At 70.6% G+C, this 16,153-nt stretch carries 14 protein-coding genes and 1 riboswitch; of the genes, 7 read left to right on the forward strand and 7 right to left on the reverse strand.

What is annotated here, in order from left to right; translation table 11 throughout:
• Positions 1–70: 70 nt before the first annotated feature.
• A riboswitch (glycine riboswitch) is annotated at positions 71–177 on the forward strand.
• Positions 178–334: 157 nt separating this feature from the next.
• The 4 genes from gcvT (at position 335) to ACIG36_RS28000 (ending at position 4,809) form a co-directional block, all read left to right on the forward strand.
• Positions 335–1,450 (forward strand): glycine cleavage system aminomethyltransferase GcvT, encoded by a 1,116-nt coding sequence (gene gcvT, locus ACIG36_RS27985; protein ID WP_399933530.1) that lies wholly within the window; start codon positions 335–337, stop codon positions 1,448–1,450.
• Positions 1,451–1,517: 67 nt separating this feature from the next.
• Positions 1,518–1,898 (forward strand): glycine cleavage system protein GcvH, encoded by a 381-nt coding sequence (gene gcvH / locus ACIG36_RS27990; RefSeq protein WP_399933533.1) that lies wholly within the window; start codon positions 1,518–1,520, stop codon positions 1,896–1,898.
• A gap of 41 nt (positions 1,899–1,939) precedes the next feature.
• Positions 1,940–3,202, forward strand: coding sequence for a serine hydroxymethyltransferase (gene glyA, locus ACIG36_RS27995; protein ID WP_399933536.1), 1,263 nt, complete (start codon positions 1,940–1,942; stop codon positions 3,200–3,202).
• A 224-nt stretch (positions 3,203–3,426) separates the two neighbouring features.
• Positions 3,427–4,809, forward strand: a complete 1,383-nt coding sequence (locus ACIG36_RS28000) for an L-serine ammonia-lyase (protein ID WP_399933539.1) — start codon at positions 3,427–3,429, stop codon at positions 4,807–4,809.
• A 72-nt stretch (positions 4,810–4,881) separates the two neighbouring features.
• On the opposite strand, the gene cutA is transcribed toward ACIG36_RS28000, so the two are convergent.
• Positions 4,882–5,220 carry a divalent-cation tolerance protein CutA gene (gene cutA / locus ACIG36_RS28005; RefSeq protein ID WP_399933542.1) on the reverse strand — a complete coding sequence of 113 codons (339 nt, stop codon included), beginning with the start codon at positions 5,218–5,220 and terminating at the stop codon, positions 4,882–4,884.
• A 46-nt stretch (positions 5,221–5,266) separates the two neighbouring features.
• Here cutA and ACIG36_RS28010 point away from each other — a divergent pair, with 46 nt between their 5' ends.
• Positions 5,267–5,575 carry a hypothetical protein gene (locus tag ACIG36_RS28010; protein ID WP_399933544.1) on the forward strand — a complete coding sequence of 103 codons (309 nt, stop codon included), beginning with the start codon at positions 5,267–5,269 and terminating at the stop codon, positions 5,573–5,575.
• A 46-nt stretch (positions 5,576–5,621) separates the two neighbouring features.
• On the opposite strand, the gene ACIG36_RS28015 is transcribed toward ACIG36_RS28010, so the two are convergent.
• The 6 genes from ACIG36_RS28015 to ACIG36_RS28040 all read right to left on the reverse strand — a co-directional run bounded on the left by ACIG36_RS28015 (position 5,622) and on the right by ACIG36_RS28040 (position 11,019).
• On the reverse strand, positions 5,622–5,834 hold the full coding sequence (locus ACIG36_RS28015) for an EF-hand domain-containing protein (protein ID WP_399933547.1): 213 nt from the start codon (positions 5,832–5,834) through the stop codon (positions 5,622–5,624).
• A gap of 38 nt (positions 5,835–5,872) precedes the next feature.
• Entirely contained in the window at positions 5,873–6,412 is a 540-nt protein-coding gene (locus ACIG36_RS28020; protein WP_399933548.1) for an N-acetylmuramoyl-L-alanine amidase, read from the reverse strand.
• 306 nt (positions 6,413–6,718) lie between these two features.
• The gene (locus ACIG36_RS28025; RefSeq protein WP_399933550.1) at positions 6,719–7,222 is read right to left on the reverse strand and encodes an ATP-binding protein; all 504 of its coding nucleotides are present in this window, start codon (positions 7,220–7,222) and stop codon (positions 6,719–6,721) included.
• Between the two features lie 277 nt (positions 7,223–7,499).
• Positions 7,500–8,267, reverse strand: a complete 768-nt coding sequence (locus ACIG36_RS28030; protein WP_399933552.1) for an enoyl-CoA hydratase/isomerase family protein — start codon at positions 8,265–8,267, stop codon at positions 7,500–7,502.
• Between the two features lie 87 nt (positions 8,268–8,354).
• Positions 8,355–9,665 (reverse strand): Ig-like domain-containing protein, encoded by a 1,311-nt coding sequence (locus ACIG36_RS28035; protein ID WP_399933554.1) that lies wholly within the window; start codon positions 9,663–9,665, stop codon positions 8,355–8,357.
• 151 nt (positions 9,666–9,816) lie between these two features.
• Entirely contained in the window at positions 9,817–11,019 is a 1,203-nt protein-coding gene (locus tag ACIG36_RS28040) for an Ig-like domain-containing protein (protein WP_399933556.1), read from the reverse strand.
• Positions 11,020–11,203: 184 nt separating this feature from the next.
• On the opposite strand from ACIG36_RS28040, the gene glgX reads away from it, so the two are divergent.
• On the forward strand, positions 11,204–13,459 hold the full coding sequence (glgX, locus tag ACIG36_RS28045) for a glycogen debranching protein GlgX (protein ID WP_399933559.1): 2,256 nt from the start codon (positions 11,204–11,206) through the stop codon (positions 13,457–13,459).
• A gap of 309 nt (positions 13,460–13,768) precedes the next feature.
• Positions 13,769–16,054 carry a M4 family metallopeptidase gene (locus ACIG36_RS28050; protein ID WP_399933562.1) on the forward strand — a complete coding sequence of 762 codons (2,286 nt, stop codon included), beginning with the start codon at positions 13,769–13,771 and terminating at the stop codon, positions 16,052–16,054.
• Positions 16,055–16,153 lie beyond the last annotated feature (99 nt).

Raw genomic sequence — 16,153 nt, forward strand, 5'->3', positions numbered from 1 at the left:
CCGTACGTGCAATGATGTGCGCGCCAGCAGCACCCCGCAGCACCGCAAGACCAACTGCATACCGGCCGCTCGAATCCGCGCGGGAGAGTCCCGGTCCGCACACGCACCGTGTGCGCCGGGCGCCGAAGGAGCAAGTTCCTCCCTTGAATCTCTCAGGCCCCGTACCGCGCGGGTGAGGCAGATCTGAAAAGCGGGCCCCGCCGTGGGTCCCACCCAAGGTGCAAGCCGAGACCGCCCTGGCGGGGGTCTCGGTGAACCTCTCAGGTTCCGATGACAGATGGGGAGGCCGCCTTTTAGGCATTCCTCCGCGACTGAACTGCCCGGGAGCCTGACCATGACGACCGCCCCCCGCCGTACCGCCCTCGACGCGCTGCACCGCGCCCTCGGGGCCACCATGACCGACTTCGCGGGCTGGGACATGCCCCTGCGCTACGGCAGCGAGCGCGACGAGCACCTCGCCGTCCGCACCCGCGCCGGCCTCTTCGACCTGTCCCACATGGGCGAGATCACCCTCACCGGCCCCCAGGCCGGTCAGGCCCTGGACCACGCCCTCGTCGGCAACCTCTCGGCGCTCGCCGTCGGCCGCGCCCGCTACACCATGATCTGCGAGGCCGGGGGCGGCATCCTGGACGACCTGATCGTCTACCGGCTCGGCGAGGACGAGTACATGGTCGTCGCCAACGCCTCCAACGCCCAGGTGGTGCTGGACGCGCTCACCGAGCGCGCGGCCGGCTTCGAGACCGTCGTGCGCGACGACCGCGAGAACTACGCGCTGATCGCCGTCCAGGGCCCCGCCTCCCCCGGCATCCTGAAGTCCGTGACGGACGCCGATCTGGACGGGCTGAAGTACTACGCCGGTCTGCCGGGCACCGTCGCCGGCGTCCCCGCGCTGATCGCCCGTACCGGCTACACCGGCGAGGACGGCTTCGAGCTGTTCGTCGCGCCCGGCGACGCGGAGAAGCTGTGGCAGGCCCTGACGGAGGCCGGCGCGGACGCCGGTCTGGTGCCCTGCGGGCTGTCCTGCCGCGACACGCTGCGCCTGGAGGCGGGCATGCCGCTGTACGGGCACGAGCTCACCACCGGCACCACTCCGTTCGACGCCGGTCTGGGCCGCGTCGTGAAGTTCGACAAGGAGGGTGACTTCGTGGGCCGCGCGGCGCTGGAGGCCGCCGCCGAGCGTGCCGAGAGCGCGCCGCCGCGCAAGCTGGTCGGGCTCGTCGCCACCGGTCGGCGCGTGCCGCGCGCCGGGTACCCGGTCACGGCCGGCGGCACGGTCGTCGGCGAGGTCACCTCGGGCGCCCCCTCCCCCACCCTCGGCAAGCCGATCGCCATCGCCTACGTCGACGCGGCGCACGCCGCTCCGGGGACGGAAGGGGTATGCGTGGACATTCGCGGCAGCCACGAGCCGTACGAGGTCGTCGCCCTCCCGTTCTACAAGCGGACCCGCTGAGCCCCCCTCATCTCATCTGTCAAGACCCCTTGCACGACCACTCACGCGCGTACAGGAGAATCTAGCCATGAGCAACCCCCAGCACCTTCGCTACAGCAAGGAGCACGAGTGGCTGTCGGCCGCCGACGAGAACGGCGTGGCGACGGTCGGCATCACCGAGTTCGCGGCCAACGCGCTCGGTGACGTCGTCTACGCACAGCTCCCGGCGGTCGGTGACACGGTCACCGCGGGCGAGACCTGTGGCGAGCTGGAGTCGACCAAGTCGGTCAGCGACCTGTACTCCCCGGTGACCGGCGAGGTCGTCGCGGCCAACCAGGACGTCACGGACGACCCCTCGCTGGTGAATTCCGCCCCCTTCGAGGGCGGCTGGCTGTTCAAGGTGAAGATCACGGACGAGCCGGCGGAGCTCCTCTCCGCCGCCGAGTACGACGGCTTCACCGCAGGCTGAACCCGCCCCTCTCCTCCCGCCAGGAAGTCCAGGAAGAACTCATGTCGCTTCTGAACAGCTCCCTCCATGAGCTCGACCCCGACGTCGCCGCCGCAGTCGACGCCGAACTCCACCGCCAGCAGTCCACCCTCGAGATGATCGCCTCGGAGAACTTCGCTCCGGTCGCGGTCATGGAGGCCCAGGGCTCGGTCCTCACCAACAAGTACGCCGAGGGCTACCCGGGCCGCCGCTACTACGGCGGCTGCGAGCACGTCGACGTCGTCGAGCAGATCGCGATCGACCGCATCAAGGCGCTCTTCGGTGCCGAGCACGCCAATGTGCAGCCGCACTCCGGCGCCCAGGCCAACGCCGCCGCGATGTTCGCCCTGCTCAACCCCGGCGACACCATCCTGGGTCTGAACCTCGCCCACGGCGGGCACCTGACCCACGGCATGAAGATCAACTTCTCCGGCAAGCTCTACAACGTGGTCGCCTACCACGTCGACGAGCAGACCAACCTGGTCGACATGGACGAGGTCGAGCGCCTCGCCAAGGAGCACCGCCCGAAGCTGATCGTCGCCGGCTGGTCGGCCTACCCGCGCCAGCTGGACTTCGCGGCCTTCCGCCGGATCGCCGACGAGGTCGGCGCGTACCTGATGGTCGACATGGCCCACTTCGCGGGCCTCGTCGCCGCCGGGCTGCACCCCTCCCCGGTGCCGCACGCGCACGTCGTGACCACCACCACCCACAAGACCCTCGGCGGTCCGCGCGGTGGTGTGATCCTCTCCACGGCCGAGCTGGCCAAGAAGATCAACTCCGCTGTCTTCCCCGGTCAGCAGGGTGGTCCGCTGGAGCACGTGATCGCCGCGAAGGCCGTCTCGTTCAAGGTCGCGGCCAGCGAGGAGTTCAAGGAGCGCCAGCAGCGTACGCTGGAGGGCGCGAAGATCCTGGCAGAGCGCCTGGTGCAGCCGGACGTCGCCGAGGTGGGCGTCTCCGTCCTGTCCGGCGGCACGGACGTGCACCTGGTCCTGGTGGACCTGCGCAACTCCGAGCTGGACGGCCAGCAGGCCGAGGACCGCCTCCACGAGGTGGGCATCACGGTCAACCGCAACGCCATCCCGAACGACCCGCGGCCCCCGATGGTCACCTCGGGCCTGCGGATCGGCACCCCGGCGCTGGCCACGCGCGGCTTCCGGGCGGAGGACTTCCGTGAGGTCGCCGACATCATCGCCGAGGCGCTGAAGCCGGGCTTCGACGCGGCGGCCCTGCGCGGCCGCGTCACGGCGCTCGCGGACAAGCACCCGCTGTACCCCGGGCTGAAGTAGTACCGAAGCGCGGGATTAACCGGTCGGTACGGGGCACCGGGCACACTCGAGAGTGGGCCGGTGCCCCGCACCGCGACCGGGGCCCACAGCCGGCCGTGAGCCCCGGCGTGACCCCCGCCACCGCGGGAAGCGGCACCCATCCCGCACACTGAGAGATGAATGCGGCATTCCGCTTCATCGCGCACCACCCCGTACCACCCCCGACTCAACGAGGAGCTGCCACCGTGGCCATCTCCGTTTTCGATCTCTTCTCGATCGGCATAGGCCCGTCCAGCTCCCACACGGTCGGCCCGATGCGCGCCGCCCGGATGTTCGTGGGCCGCCTGAAGAAGGACGGCCTGCTCGCGCAGACCGCCTCCGTCCGGGCGGAGCTCTACGGCTCCCTCGGCGCCACCGGCCACGGCCACGGCACGCCCAAGGCCGTCCTGCTGGGCCTCGAGGGCCACTCGCCCCGCACCGTCGACGTCGAGATCGCCGACGACGAGGTCGAGCGGATCCGCACCACCAAGCGGCTGCGGCTGCTCGGCGCGGAGATCGGCTCGGACCACGAGATCGACTTCGACGAGTCGAGCCAGCTGATCCTGCACCGCCGCCGCGCCCTGCCGTACCACGCCAACGGCATGACCCTCTTCGCCTACGACGAGACGGGCGCGCCCCTGCTGGAGAAGACCTACTACTCGGTCGGCGGCGGCTTCGTCGTCGACGAGGACGCGGTCGGCGCGGACCGGATCGTGCTGGACGACACCGTGCTGAAGTACCCCTTCCGCACCGGTGACGAGCTGCTGCGGATGTCCCGCGAGTCGGGTCTGTCGATCTCCGCGATGATGATGGAGAACGAGAAGGCCTGGCGCACGGAGCAGGAGATCCGCGAGGGTCTGCTGGAGATCTGGCGCGTGATGCAGGCCTGTGTCTCGCGCGGCATGTCCCGCGAGGGCATCCTGCCCGGCGGCCTCAAGGTCCGCCGGCGTGCCGCCGGCACGGCGCGCCAGCTGCGCGCCGAGGGCGACCCGCAGGCCCGCGCGATGGAGTGGATCACGGTCTACGCCATGGCCGTCAACGAGGAGAACGCGGCCGGCGGCCGGGTCGTCACCGCCCCCACCAACGGCGCCGCGGGCATCATCCCGGCCGTTCTGCACTACTACATGAACTTCGTCCCGGGTGCGGACGAGGACGGCATCGTGCGCTTCCTGCTCGCCGCGGGCGCTATCGGCATGCTCTTCAAGGAGAACGCCTCGATCTCGGGCGCCGAGGTCGGCTGCCAGGGCGAGGTCGGCTCCGCCTGCTCGATGGCCTCCGGTGGTCTGGCCGAGGTCCTGGGCGGCAGCCCGGAGCAGGTCGAGAACGCCGCCGAGATCGGCATGGAGCACAACCTGGGCCTGACCTGCGACCCGGTCGGCGGTCTGGTGCAGATCCCGTGCATCGAGCGCAACGGCATGGCCGCGGCCAAGGCCGTCACCGCCGCCCGCATGGCCCTGCGCGGCGACGGCCGCCACCACGTCTCCCTCGACAAGGTCATCAAGACCATGAAGGAGACGGGCGCCGACATGAAGGTCAAGTACAAGGAGACGGCGCGCGGCGGCCTCGCCGTGAACGTCATCGAGTGCTGATCCGCCGGATGTGAAGCGGAGGGCGGGCCGGTTCCACCGGCCCGCCCTCCGTCGTTCGTCAGCGGCTGTTCGTCAGCCGCGCGTCTGCTCGCGCGTCCATGCGAGGTAGGCGGCGCTGCCGGCCGTGACAGGGGTCGCGACGACCTCGGGCACGTCGTAGTCGTGCTCGTCCCTGATGTGGGCCTCCAGGGCCGCGTAGCGGTCGCCCGCGGTCTTGTAGACCACCCGCCATTCCCGGGCGGTCTCCACCGCCCCCTCCCAGCGGTAGACGCTGGTGATCGGCCCCTCGATCTGGGCGCAGGCGGCGAGGCGGGCCTCGACGGCGGTCGTGGCGAGGCGCAGGGCGCGGTCGTGGCTGTCGGTCGTGGTCACCACCACGAGGTACTCGGGCTGGTACTCGGTCTCGGGCATGACCGCGACCGTACCGTTGTCAGTGGTGGCCCGTAGGCTCACGGGCATGAGTTACGCAGACCTGCGCGAACTCCAGAGCGCGCTCACCACCGCCTCGGACATCGCCTTCTCCCTCGACGCCGCGCCCGCCGCCCATGAGGCCGACCAGCTCGTGGACGCGCTGCGGCGGGCCCTGACGGCGGCCAACGCGCTGGGCGCGGGCATAGGGGCCACGGGCTGCTCTGAGCACCCCCGGGGGCCGGTGGATCCGCTGTACGGGGACAAGAACGATCCGCTGCCGCCGGGGTGGGGCCGGTGCCTGCTGTGCAACGACCGCCGGCGCCGGGCCGGCGCGCAGCGCAGGGGCTGGCGCTGACCCGGGGCCCTGGCGCGTAACACGGCCGGTCCGTGGTCGGGCCGGATCAGCGGTTCAGGGAGGCCCAGAACTCGTCGAAGGACAGGACGCCGTCGTCGTTGCCGTCCTTCTGGTTGATGATGGCCTGGGCCACCGTCTCGGTGACGTTGTGGTCGCCGAGCTGCGCCATGACGCTCTTGTACTCGGCGGCGGTGATGAAACCGTCGCCGTCGACGTCGAACCGGTCGAAAGCGGTGCGTGCTGCCTCGATGTCAGCCATGTGGGCCTCCCCTTGAATGCTGGTGGGACCGGCACAGATTAACTGCCTGTCACCAGGTCCAGATAACGGTCCCAGTCCCAGTGCGGGCCGGGGTCCGTGTGGGTGGCTCCGGGCACTTCGCTGTGGCCGATGATGCGCCCGCGGGTCACGGGAATGCCGTAGCGGTCGCAGACGGCCGCCGTCAGCCTCGCGGAGGCCCGGTAGAGGGCGTCCGTGAAGTACTCGGGGCGGTCGATCCAGCCCTCGTGCTCGATGCCGATGCTGCGGGTGTTGTACCGCCAGTTCCCGGCGTGCCAGGCGATGTCCTTCTCCCTGACGAACTGCCCGATGTAACCGTCGGCGGAGGCCACCATGTAATGCGCCGACACCTTCGACCGCGGATTCTGGAAGATCCTCCGGGCGTCGGGGAAGGTCTCCTGGGTCACGTGGACGACGACGAATTCGACGGGGTGGGCGCTGGGGCGGGTGGAGACCGTGTAGTTGGCGGCGTTGGCCGGGATCCAGTGGGTGGGCGGGTAGCGGAGTCGTTCCATGGGTACTCCCGGGGCCCTCGGCGGGGGAGGTTGCGTCCAGGACATGACACCGATACCCGGCCGCCATCGCAAGGTCTTCTACTGACAGGCATAAAGATAAGAGATACCGCTGGTTTATACATGGATTTCAAGGCCCGTGGTACACCTCACCTTGGATTGGCGAGGTCTCGTTTTGGTTCTTGAACACACCGCATGTCATAGTCGACGCCAACGACCCCCATTGACCCGGGCCAGGTCGTCATTTCGCCGCGGAACACACCCCAATTCGTCCGCGGCCACGAAGAGACCCCCGCTCCGTCGCATGACGCCGGATGGGGGTCTCTTCGTTTTCCCGACTCCTCTTACCGCTCCTCAGCGGTCGACCACGCGCATCTCGAACCACGTGGTCTTGCCCCGCGCCAGCAGGTCCACCCCCCAGCGGTCCGAGAGCTTGTCCACCAGGAACAGGCCCCGCCCGCTGATGTCCGTCTCGCGCACCGGCAGCAGGCACGGCAGCCCGCGCGAGGGGTCGCGCACCTCTATGCGCAGCCACCCGCGCCGACGCAGCATCCGCAGCCCGAAGTAGCGGGCCCCGGTGTGCCGGACCGCGTTGCCCACGAGCTCGGAGACCAGCAGGACCGCGTGCTCGGTCACCTGGGCCGGCAGCCCCCAGTGGCGCAGGACGACCGACTGGGTCAGCCGCCGCGCGGCCACGGCGGACTCGGGACGGGAGGGCAGCCGGACCTCGCCGAGCGTCGGGTCGCCGAACAGATCGAACGCCTTGAGCGCCAGTTCGTCCTCAACCGTCGGGGTCCACCGCGCAGGGGCCGTCCCGACCCGTTGCCGTGGCTGCTCCGTTCCCTCCAGGCCCGCCATGCCCCCATCATGACCGTCCGCGGGGCGGCTGGGAGTGGAACGGAGGGATTCGGTTCAGCGGAGCATAAGGTTCCGTCGACGCCGCCCGACATATGCCAGAGGCCGCAGGCCAATCGGCAAAGCCGGACTGACCTGCGGCGACCCGGGGCAGGGAAAAGATCCTCGAACGGGTGGAGGAAGGCCGCATCCGGGACGGGTCGCCCGCCGAGGAATTCCCCCACAAGAGGCACGCTCCGGAATCCACGCCTCCGGGCGTAATCCCCCAACCGCCAGCAGATCAGACGAACTTGGCCTTGCCAGGGCCATCCTCGACAAAGCTACGCATACCAATCTCACGGTCCTCGGTGGCGAACAGCCCCGCGAACCAGTTGCGCTCGATGGCGAGCCCGGTGTCGATGTCGGTCTCCAGGCCCGCGTCCACCGCCTCCTTGGCCGCGCGCAGCGCGATGGCGGGGCCCGCGGCCAGCCTGGCCGCCCAGGCGTGCGCCTCCGCGTGCACCTCGGCCGCGGGGACGACCCGGTCCACCAGGCCCATCGCCAGCGCCTCGTCGGCCTTGACCTGACGGCCCGTGAAGATGAGGTCCTTGGCCTTGGACGGGCCGACGAGCCGGGCCAGCCGCTGGGTGCCGCCGGCGCCCGGGATGAGCCCCAGCAGGATCTCGGGCTGGCCGAGCTTGGCGGTGTCGGCGGCGATCCGGAAGTCGGCGCACAGCGCGAGCTCGCAGCCGCCGCCGAGCGCGTAGCCGGTGACGGCCGCGACCACGGGCTTGGGGATGCGGGCGACGGCGGTGAAGGAGTCCTGGAGCCCGCGCGACCGCGCGACCATGGCCGCGTGGTCCATGTGCTGCATCTCCTTGATGTCCGCGCCGGCCGCGAACACCTTCTCCCCGCCCCAGATGAGGACGGCGCGCACGTCCTCGCGGCGGGTCAGCTCGTCGGCGAGCTCGCGGAGCCGGTCCTGGGTGGCGATGTCCAGCGCGTTCATCGGCGGTCGGTCCAGCCGGACGGTACCGACGCCCTCGGCTACCTCAAGATGCACAGTCATGGCACCAGGTTAGTCCCGGTTAACGAGAAGCGGCCCGGTGCGCTCGTATCACGGGAGCACCGGGCCGCGAGGCGGGAGGACGGGCCGTCAGCCCTCCTGGGGGCTGCTCTTGCCCCACTCCGACCACGGCATGTTCCAGCCGTTGAGGCCGTTCTCCGGCTTAATCGTTTTGTCATCGGAGTTCTTGACGACCACGACGTCACCGATGAGCGAGTTGTTGTAGAACCAGGCCGCCGGGGTGTTCGGGTCGCCGCCGCCGCGCTGGTCCTCCAGGCCCACGCAACCGTGGCTGGCGTTCTCCGAGCCGAAGGTCGAGGAGCCGGACCAGTAGTTGCCGTGCAGGAAGGTGCCGGAGGTGGACAGGCGCATCGCGTGCGGCACGTCCGGGATGTCGTACTCGCCCTTGCCGTCGGCCTTGGTGAAGCCGACGGTGGCGCCGTTCATGCGCGTCACGTCGTGCTTCTCGCTGATGACCATCTGGCCGTTGTAGGTGGGGCTGGCGGGGGAGCCGGCGGATATCGGGATGGTCCTGACGACCTTGCCGTCCCGCTCGACCGTCATCTGGTGGGACTTGGCGTCGACCGTGCTGACCTGGCTGCGGCCGATCGTGAACTTCAGGGTCTTGTTCTGCGAGCCGTAGACGCCCTCACGGCCCTGGACGCCGTCGAGGTTGAGGTCGACCGTCACCTTGGTGCCGGCCGCCCAGTACTTCTCGGGGCGGATGTCGATGCGGTCGTTGCCGAACCAGTGCGCCTTGACCGGAACCGACGGCTCGGCGGTCACCTTGATGGCCCGCTCGACGGCCTTGGGGTTGGTGATGCCCCGGCTGAAATTGATCGATACCGGCATTCCCACGCCGACGGTGCTGCCGTCCTCCGGCGTGAAGTAGCCGACGAACGTGTTCTGCGGGGTGAGGGTGGTGAACGCCGCGTGCTTCGCGGACGGCCGGTTCTTCTTGTCCTTGGCGATCGCGTCCACGGTGTACTTCGTGGAGGCCGCGAGGTGGCTGGACGGCTCCCAGGCCGCGCCACCGTCGGTTATCTTGCCGTCGATCGTCCTGCCCTTGGCGTCGGCCACCTTGACGGACGTCAGGCTGCCCTTGTCGGCCGTCACCTTGAGCGCGCCGCTGGTGGCCACGTCCTTGGCGCCATCGGTGGGCGCGATGTTCACCACGGCTTCCGAAGGACCCTTGGCGACCTTCTCGCCGCCCTTGCCCTTGTCGTCCGAGCCGCCTCCGCCGCAGGCGGTGACCAGCGTCAGCACGCCTGTGAGCAGCAGGGCGGACAGCCCGGTACGGCGACCCCGGCCCCCGGGTATCGGCTGCACCTTCAAAACGGTTCTTCTCCCCTCGCACGGCCCGCGGCCACGCGGCGCCCCCGAGCGCGGCACCCCGCGCATTGTCGATAGATAACCACACGTCACCGACAACGCTGACCTCGCGAATGTCACCGTTCGGTCCCGAATGGGAGCGGTGATACGAACCGTGCGCCTGTGGTGAGGGCGGTGACCGAAGTGAAGCGGCAGATTCCGGCCAGGTCAAACCCGGAGCTCAGCCGAGGGCCGAACCCGACCGCCACTGCCACCACGGCATGTTCCAGCCGCCCAGCCCGTTGTCGGGCGCGACCACGCGCTCGTCGGAGTGCACGACCTCGACGACGTCGCCGATCAGCGACCCGTCGTAGAACCAGCCGGCCGGGGTCGCCGGGCCGCCGCCCCGCACGTCGTGCAGGCCGATGCAGCCGTGACTGGTGTTCAGGGTGCCGAAGGCGCCGGGGTCGGCCCAGTAGTTGCCGTGCAGGAAGGTGCCGGAGGCGGTGAGCCGCATCGCGTGCGGCACGTCCGAGATGTCGTATTCGCCGCCGAAGCCGACCGTGTCCCCGTTCATCCGGGTCATGGCGTGCTTCTCGCTGATGACCATCTTGCCGTTGTACGTGTCGCTGCCCGGCCCGCCCGCCGTGATGGGCACGGTCACCGGCGGCCGCCCGGCGCGCACGACCCGCATGGTGTGCGCCGCGGCGTCGACGGTGCTGACCTGGCTGCGCCCGACGGTGAACCCGACGGTCTTCCACTGGCTGCCGTAGACGCCCTCCGCGCCCCGCACGTCGCGCAGCCGCAGGTCGAGCGTGACCTGGGTGCCCGGCTTCCAGTACGTGCGGGGACGGAAGTCCAGCCGCGAGGGGCCGAACCAGTGGGCGGCGATCTCGGTCGGCGGCCGGGAGGTGACGCGGATGGCGCGCTCGACGGCGGCCCGGTCGGTGATCGGGCGGCTGAAGCCGAACGAGACGATCATGCCGGTCCCGACGGTGGTGTACGGCTCGGGGGTGAAGAATCCGATGAAACGATGCTGCGGGACATAGGTGGTGAAACTGCTGTGCTTCACGGCACGGTGGCCGGAGGTGTCCCGGGCGACGACATCCACGGTGTACTTGGCGGCGAGCCCCAGGCCGCCGGGGGCGGGCCGCCAGCTGTGCCCGTCCCCGGAGATGCGGCCCGGCACCGTGCGCCGCGCCCCGTCACGGAACTGGGCGACCGTCACCCGCTCCAGCGTCCCGTACGGCGCCCGCACCTCGAACCGTCCGGCGGCCGGCACATTGCCCGCCCGGTCGCGCGGGGTGATGCTGATCAGCTCGCTCGCCGGCCGGGCGTCGTCCATGAGTTCCGTCTTCGGCGCGACGACGGTGCACCCGGCGAGCGCGGCCAGGGACGCCAGCAGGGCCAGTCCCCGTGCCGCGCGCGTGAGGGCAAGTGTCACAAAGGGCCCAACGACGCCCCGGCCCGCGGGAAACGAGGCTGCACTCGCTTGCTGCGCCCGATCACACGTGTGAGCGCATGCGTGGAACTGGGAAGAAGGGGGAGAAGGACGAAAATCGCCAGACACCCGGTCCCGGGAAGCCGGGTGCCCGGCGCGCTACCCGAGAGCCGCCGGAGGCGAACACGTGTCGAGCGCAGCCGAGCAAGAGTCCCGCCGTGACGCGGAGTTCACCGAGGTGTGGCCGGGCAGCCCGGAACCGCTCGGGGCCCGCTTCAGGGCCGGTGCCGACGGCGTGGCGGGAACGAACTTCGCGCTGTGGGCCGGCGGTGCGGAGGCCGTGGAGCTGTGCCTGTTCGACGACTCCCCCGAAGGCGGCGAGATACGCCTGCCCCTGACCGAGCTGACGCACGAGGTCTGGCACGGCTTCGTCCCCGGCGTGCTGCCGGGCCGCCGCTACGGCTACCGCGTGCACGGCCGCTGGGATCCCTGGACGGGCGCCCGCTGGAACCCCGCCAAGCTCCTCCTCGACCCCTACGCGCGCGCCGTCGACGGCGAGTTCACCGGCCGCGGCGGCCGCGGCCCGCTGCCCGCCGAGCTGTACGGGCACGTGCGCGACTGGCCCCAGCAGCACATCGCCGACACCGTCCGCGACGAGCGGGACTCGGCCCCCCACGTCCCCAAGGGCGTGGTCGTCGCCGATGACGACGACTGGTCGGACGACCACCGTCCCAAGACGCCCTGGCCCGACTCCGTCATCTACGAGCTGCACGTGCGCGGCTTCACCATGCGCCACCCCGGCGTCCCCGGGCGGCTGCGCGGCACCTACGCCGGGCTCGCGCACCCGGCCGCCGTCGAGCACCTGACGCGGCTGGGCGTGACGGCGGTGGAACTGCTGCCGGTGCATCAGTTCGCCCACGAGGACCACCTGCTGCGGCGCGGGCTGCGCAACTACTGGGGCTACAACTCCATCGGCTACTTCGCCCCGCACGCCGCCTACGCCGCCTCCGGCACGCGCGGCCAGCAGGTGGGCGAGTTCAAGCGGATGGTGCGCGCCCTGCACGCGGCGGGCATCGAGGTCATCCTCGACGTGGTCTACAACCACACCGCCGAGAGCGGCGAGCTGGGCCCGATGCTCTCGCTGCGCGGCATCGACAACCGCCGCTACTACCGGCTGCAGGCCGACCCGCGCCGCTACGCCGACTACACCGGCTGCGGCAACACCCTGCACGTGGTGCAGCCGAACGTCCTGCGGCTGATCACCGACTCGCTGCGCTACTGGGTCACCGAGATGGGCGTGGACGGCTTCCGCTTCGACCTGGCGGCGGCGCTGGTCCGGACGATGCGCGCCGTCGACGGTCCGGACATGCTCTCCCCCTTCCTCGCCGTCATCGCCCAGGACCCGGTGCTGCGGCGGGTCAAGCTGATAGCCGAACCCTGGGACGTGGGCTCCGGCGGCTACCAGGTGGGGGCCTTCCCGCCCCTGTGGACGGAATGGAACGACCGCTACCGCGACGCCGTGCGCGACTTCTGGCGGGGCGCCCTGCCGGACGTACGGGACCTGGGCTACCGGCTCTCGGGCTCCAGCGACCTCTACGCGTGGGGCGGCCGCCGCCCCTACGCCTCCGTCAACTTCGTCACCGCGCACGACGGATTCACCCTGCGCGACCTGGTCAGCTACGAGCGCAAGCACAACGAGGCCAACGGCGAGGGCAACCGCGACGGCACCGGGGACAACCGCTCGTGGAACTGCGGGGCCGAGGGCGAGACGGCCGACCCCCGCATCGGCGCCCTGCGCCGCCGGCAGGCCCGCAACCTGCTGACGACGCTGCTGCTGTCCACGGGCGTGCCGATGCTGGTGGCGGGCGACGAGATGGGGCGCACCCAGGGTGGCAACAACAACGCCTACTGCCAGGACAACGAGATCGGCTGGGTCGACTGGTCGCTGCTGTCCGACCCCGGCTGGCGGGCGCTGCGGGACCTGTGCGCGCGCCTGCTCGAGCTGCGCCGCGCGCATCCGGTGCTGCGCAGCCGCTCGTTCTTCTCCGGCCGGCCGCAGAGCGCGGACGGGCTGCGGGACCTGGCCTGGTTCACTCCGGGCGGTACGGAGATGACGGAGGCCGACTGGTACGCGCCCGCCGCGACGCTCGGCATGTACCTCTCGGGCCGGGACATCCCCCAGCGGGACGCGCGGGGGGCGCCGGTGACCGGCGACAGCTTCCTCGCCGTGCTGCACGCCGGGTCGCGGCCGATCCGCTTCACGCTGCCGGGGCCGCCCTGGGCGGGGGCGTACGAACTCCTGGTCAACACGGCCCTGGAGGACCAGCGCTCGGCTCCGGGGCTGCGGCGGGAGGCGGGCAGCCGGGTCTCGGTCCGGGCCCGTTCGGTGCTGCTGTGGCGGGTGGTGCGCGACGGGGAGGAGCCGGGCCCGGCGGCCGGATGAGCGGCGCCGGGGCGTCCGGCGCCCGCGCGGCCCCCGTTGACCGAAATACGGACATCGATCTTTGGCCAACGGACAGGATCCGGCCAACTTGTTGACGCGCCCCTGACACTCACCTGGCGTCGGTGGCACTCTTCACCTCGACTGGCGCGGAGCACCCCCACATTCCCCACCTCCTCCCGCGGCGGTCCGCTACCTCATTTCCCCCCTTTCTCCATTTGTTCTGCCGTGCTCTGCCCGGCCGGCCACCTCGCCGTCCGGTCGCCCACCGGCCACACCCACCACGTCGTGGCCACCGCAGAAGGAGTCAGTGTGAGACCCACCCCCCAAAGGCGTGCCGTCGCCACCGGCGCACTGGTCGCCGTCACGGCGATGCTCGCCGTCGGAACCCAGGCCGGTACGGCCAGCGCCCGGCCGGACGGCGACGCGTCCCCCGGCCGGCAGATCATCGCCAAGGCCGACCCGGGCGCCATGCCGGTCAAGCTCTCGCCCTCGCAGCGCGCGGAGCTGATACGCGAGGCCAACGCCACCAAGGCGGAGACGGCGAAGACGCTCGGCCTCGGTGCCAAGGAGCGGCTCGTGGTCCGGGACGTCACGCGCGACGTCAACGGCACCGTCCACACCCGCTACGAGCGCACCTACGACGGCCTGCCGGTGCTCGGCGGCGACCTCGTGGTCGACGCGACCAAGGGCGGCACGGTCAAGACCGTGGCCAAGGCCACCAAGGCCCGGATGGCGGTGGCGACGACCACGCCGTCCTTCGCCGCCTCCACCGCCGAGAAGGACGCGGTGAAGGCCGCCAGGGCCCAGGGCTCGAAGGCCGACAAGGCCGAGCGGGCGCCGCGCAAGGTGATCTGGGCCGCGAACGGCACGCCCGTGCTCGCGTACGAGACCGTGGTCGGCGGCCTGCAGCACGACGGCACGCCCAACGAGCTGCACGTGATCACCGATGCGAGGACCGGCAAGAAGCTCTTCGAGTTCCAGGGCGTCAAGCAGGGCACCGGCAACAGCCAGTACAGCGGTCAGGTGACCATCGGCACGTCCAAGTCGGGCAGCTCGTACCAGCTCAACGACCCGACGCGCGGCGGACACAAGACGTACAACCTGAACAAGGGGACGTCCGGCACCGGCACCCTGTTCACCGACGCCGACGACGTCTGGGGCAGCGGCAGCACCTCCGACGCCGCCACGGCCGGCGTCGACGCGCACTACGGCGCCCAGCTCACCTGGGACTACTACAAGAACGTGCACGGCCGCAGCGGCATCAAGGGCGACGGCGTCGGCGCGTACAGCCGGGTGCACTACGGCAACAACTACGTCAACGCCTTCTGGTCCGACCAGTGCTTCTGCATGACCTACGGCGACGGCTCCGGCAACGCCAAGCCGCTGACCTCGATCGACGTGGCCGCGCACGAGATGACGCACGGCGTCACCTCGAACACCGCGAACCTCACCTACAGCGGTGAGTCCGGCGGCCTCAACGAGGCCACCTCCGACATCTTCGCCGCCGCCGTGGAGTTCTGGGCCAACAACCCCAGCGACAAGGGCGACTACCTGGTCGGCGAGAAGATCGACATCAACGGCAACGGCACGCCGCTGCGCTACATGGACAAGCCCAGCAAGGACAGCCGGTCCAAGGACAGCTGGTACTCGGGCATCGGCTCCATCGACGTGCACTACTCGTCGGGCCCGGCCAACCACTGGTTCTACCTGGCGTCCGAGGGCAGCGGACAGAAGGAGATCAACGGGGTCAAGTACGACTCCCCGACCTCCGACGGCCTGCCGGTCACTGGCATCGGCCGGGACAACGCCGCCAAGATCTGGTTCAAGGCGCTGAGCCAGCGGATGCAGTCCAACACCAACTACGCGGGCGCGCGGGACGCGACGCTGTGGGCCGCCGGCGAGCTGTTCGGCGTGGGCAGCGAGACGTACAACAACACGGCCAACGCGTGGGCGGCCATCAACGTCGGCAGCCGGCTCTCCTCGGGCGTCTCGGTCACCAGCCCCGGCGACCAGACCTCGATCGTGAACACCGCGGTCTCGCTGCAGATCAAGGCCAGCAGCTCGACGACCGGCTCGCTGACCTACTCGGCCACCGGCCTGCCCGCCGGCCTGTCGATCAACTCCTCGACCGGCCTGATCACCGGCACCCCGACCACCACCGGCACCAGCAATGTGACCGTGACGGTGAAGGACTCGGGCGGCAAGACGGGCACCGCCTCCTTCAAGTGGACCGTGAACGCCACGGGCGGCGGCAGCGTCTTCGAGAACACCACCCCGGTCGCCATCCCGGACGCCGGCACCGCCGTCACCTCGCCGATCGTCGTGACCCGCAGCGGCAACGGCTCGTCGGCACTGAAGGTGGACGTGGACATCACGCACTCCTACCGCGGTGACCTCCGGATCGACCTGGTGGCGCCCGACGGCAAGACGTGGAACCTGAAGGCCTCCGACGCCTGGGACTCCGACGCGGACGTCGAGGAGACCTACACGGTGGACGCCTCCGGCGTCTCCGCGACGGGCACCTGGAAGCTGAAGGTCCAGGACGTCTACTCCGGTGACGACGGCACGGTCAACGGCTGGAAGCTCACCTTCTGAGCGAACCCCCGCCGTTCCTCCTGAACCGGGCGCCGTCCGGGGTGAGTCCTCCTCCCCCGGACGGCGCCCTTCAGTGTTCGCCCACGACCGCGACACGAG

The sequence above is a fragment of the Streptomyces sp. NPDC053048 genome (assembly GCF_044547045.1).
Taxonomy (GTDB): Bacteria; Actinomycetota; Actinomycetes; order Streptomycetales; family Streptomycetaceae; genus Streptomyces.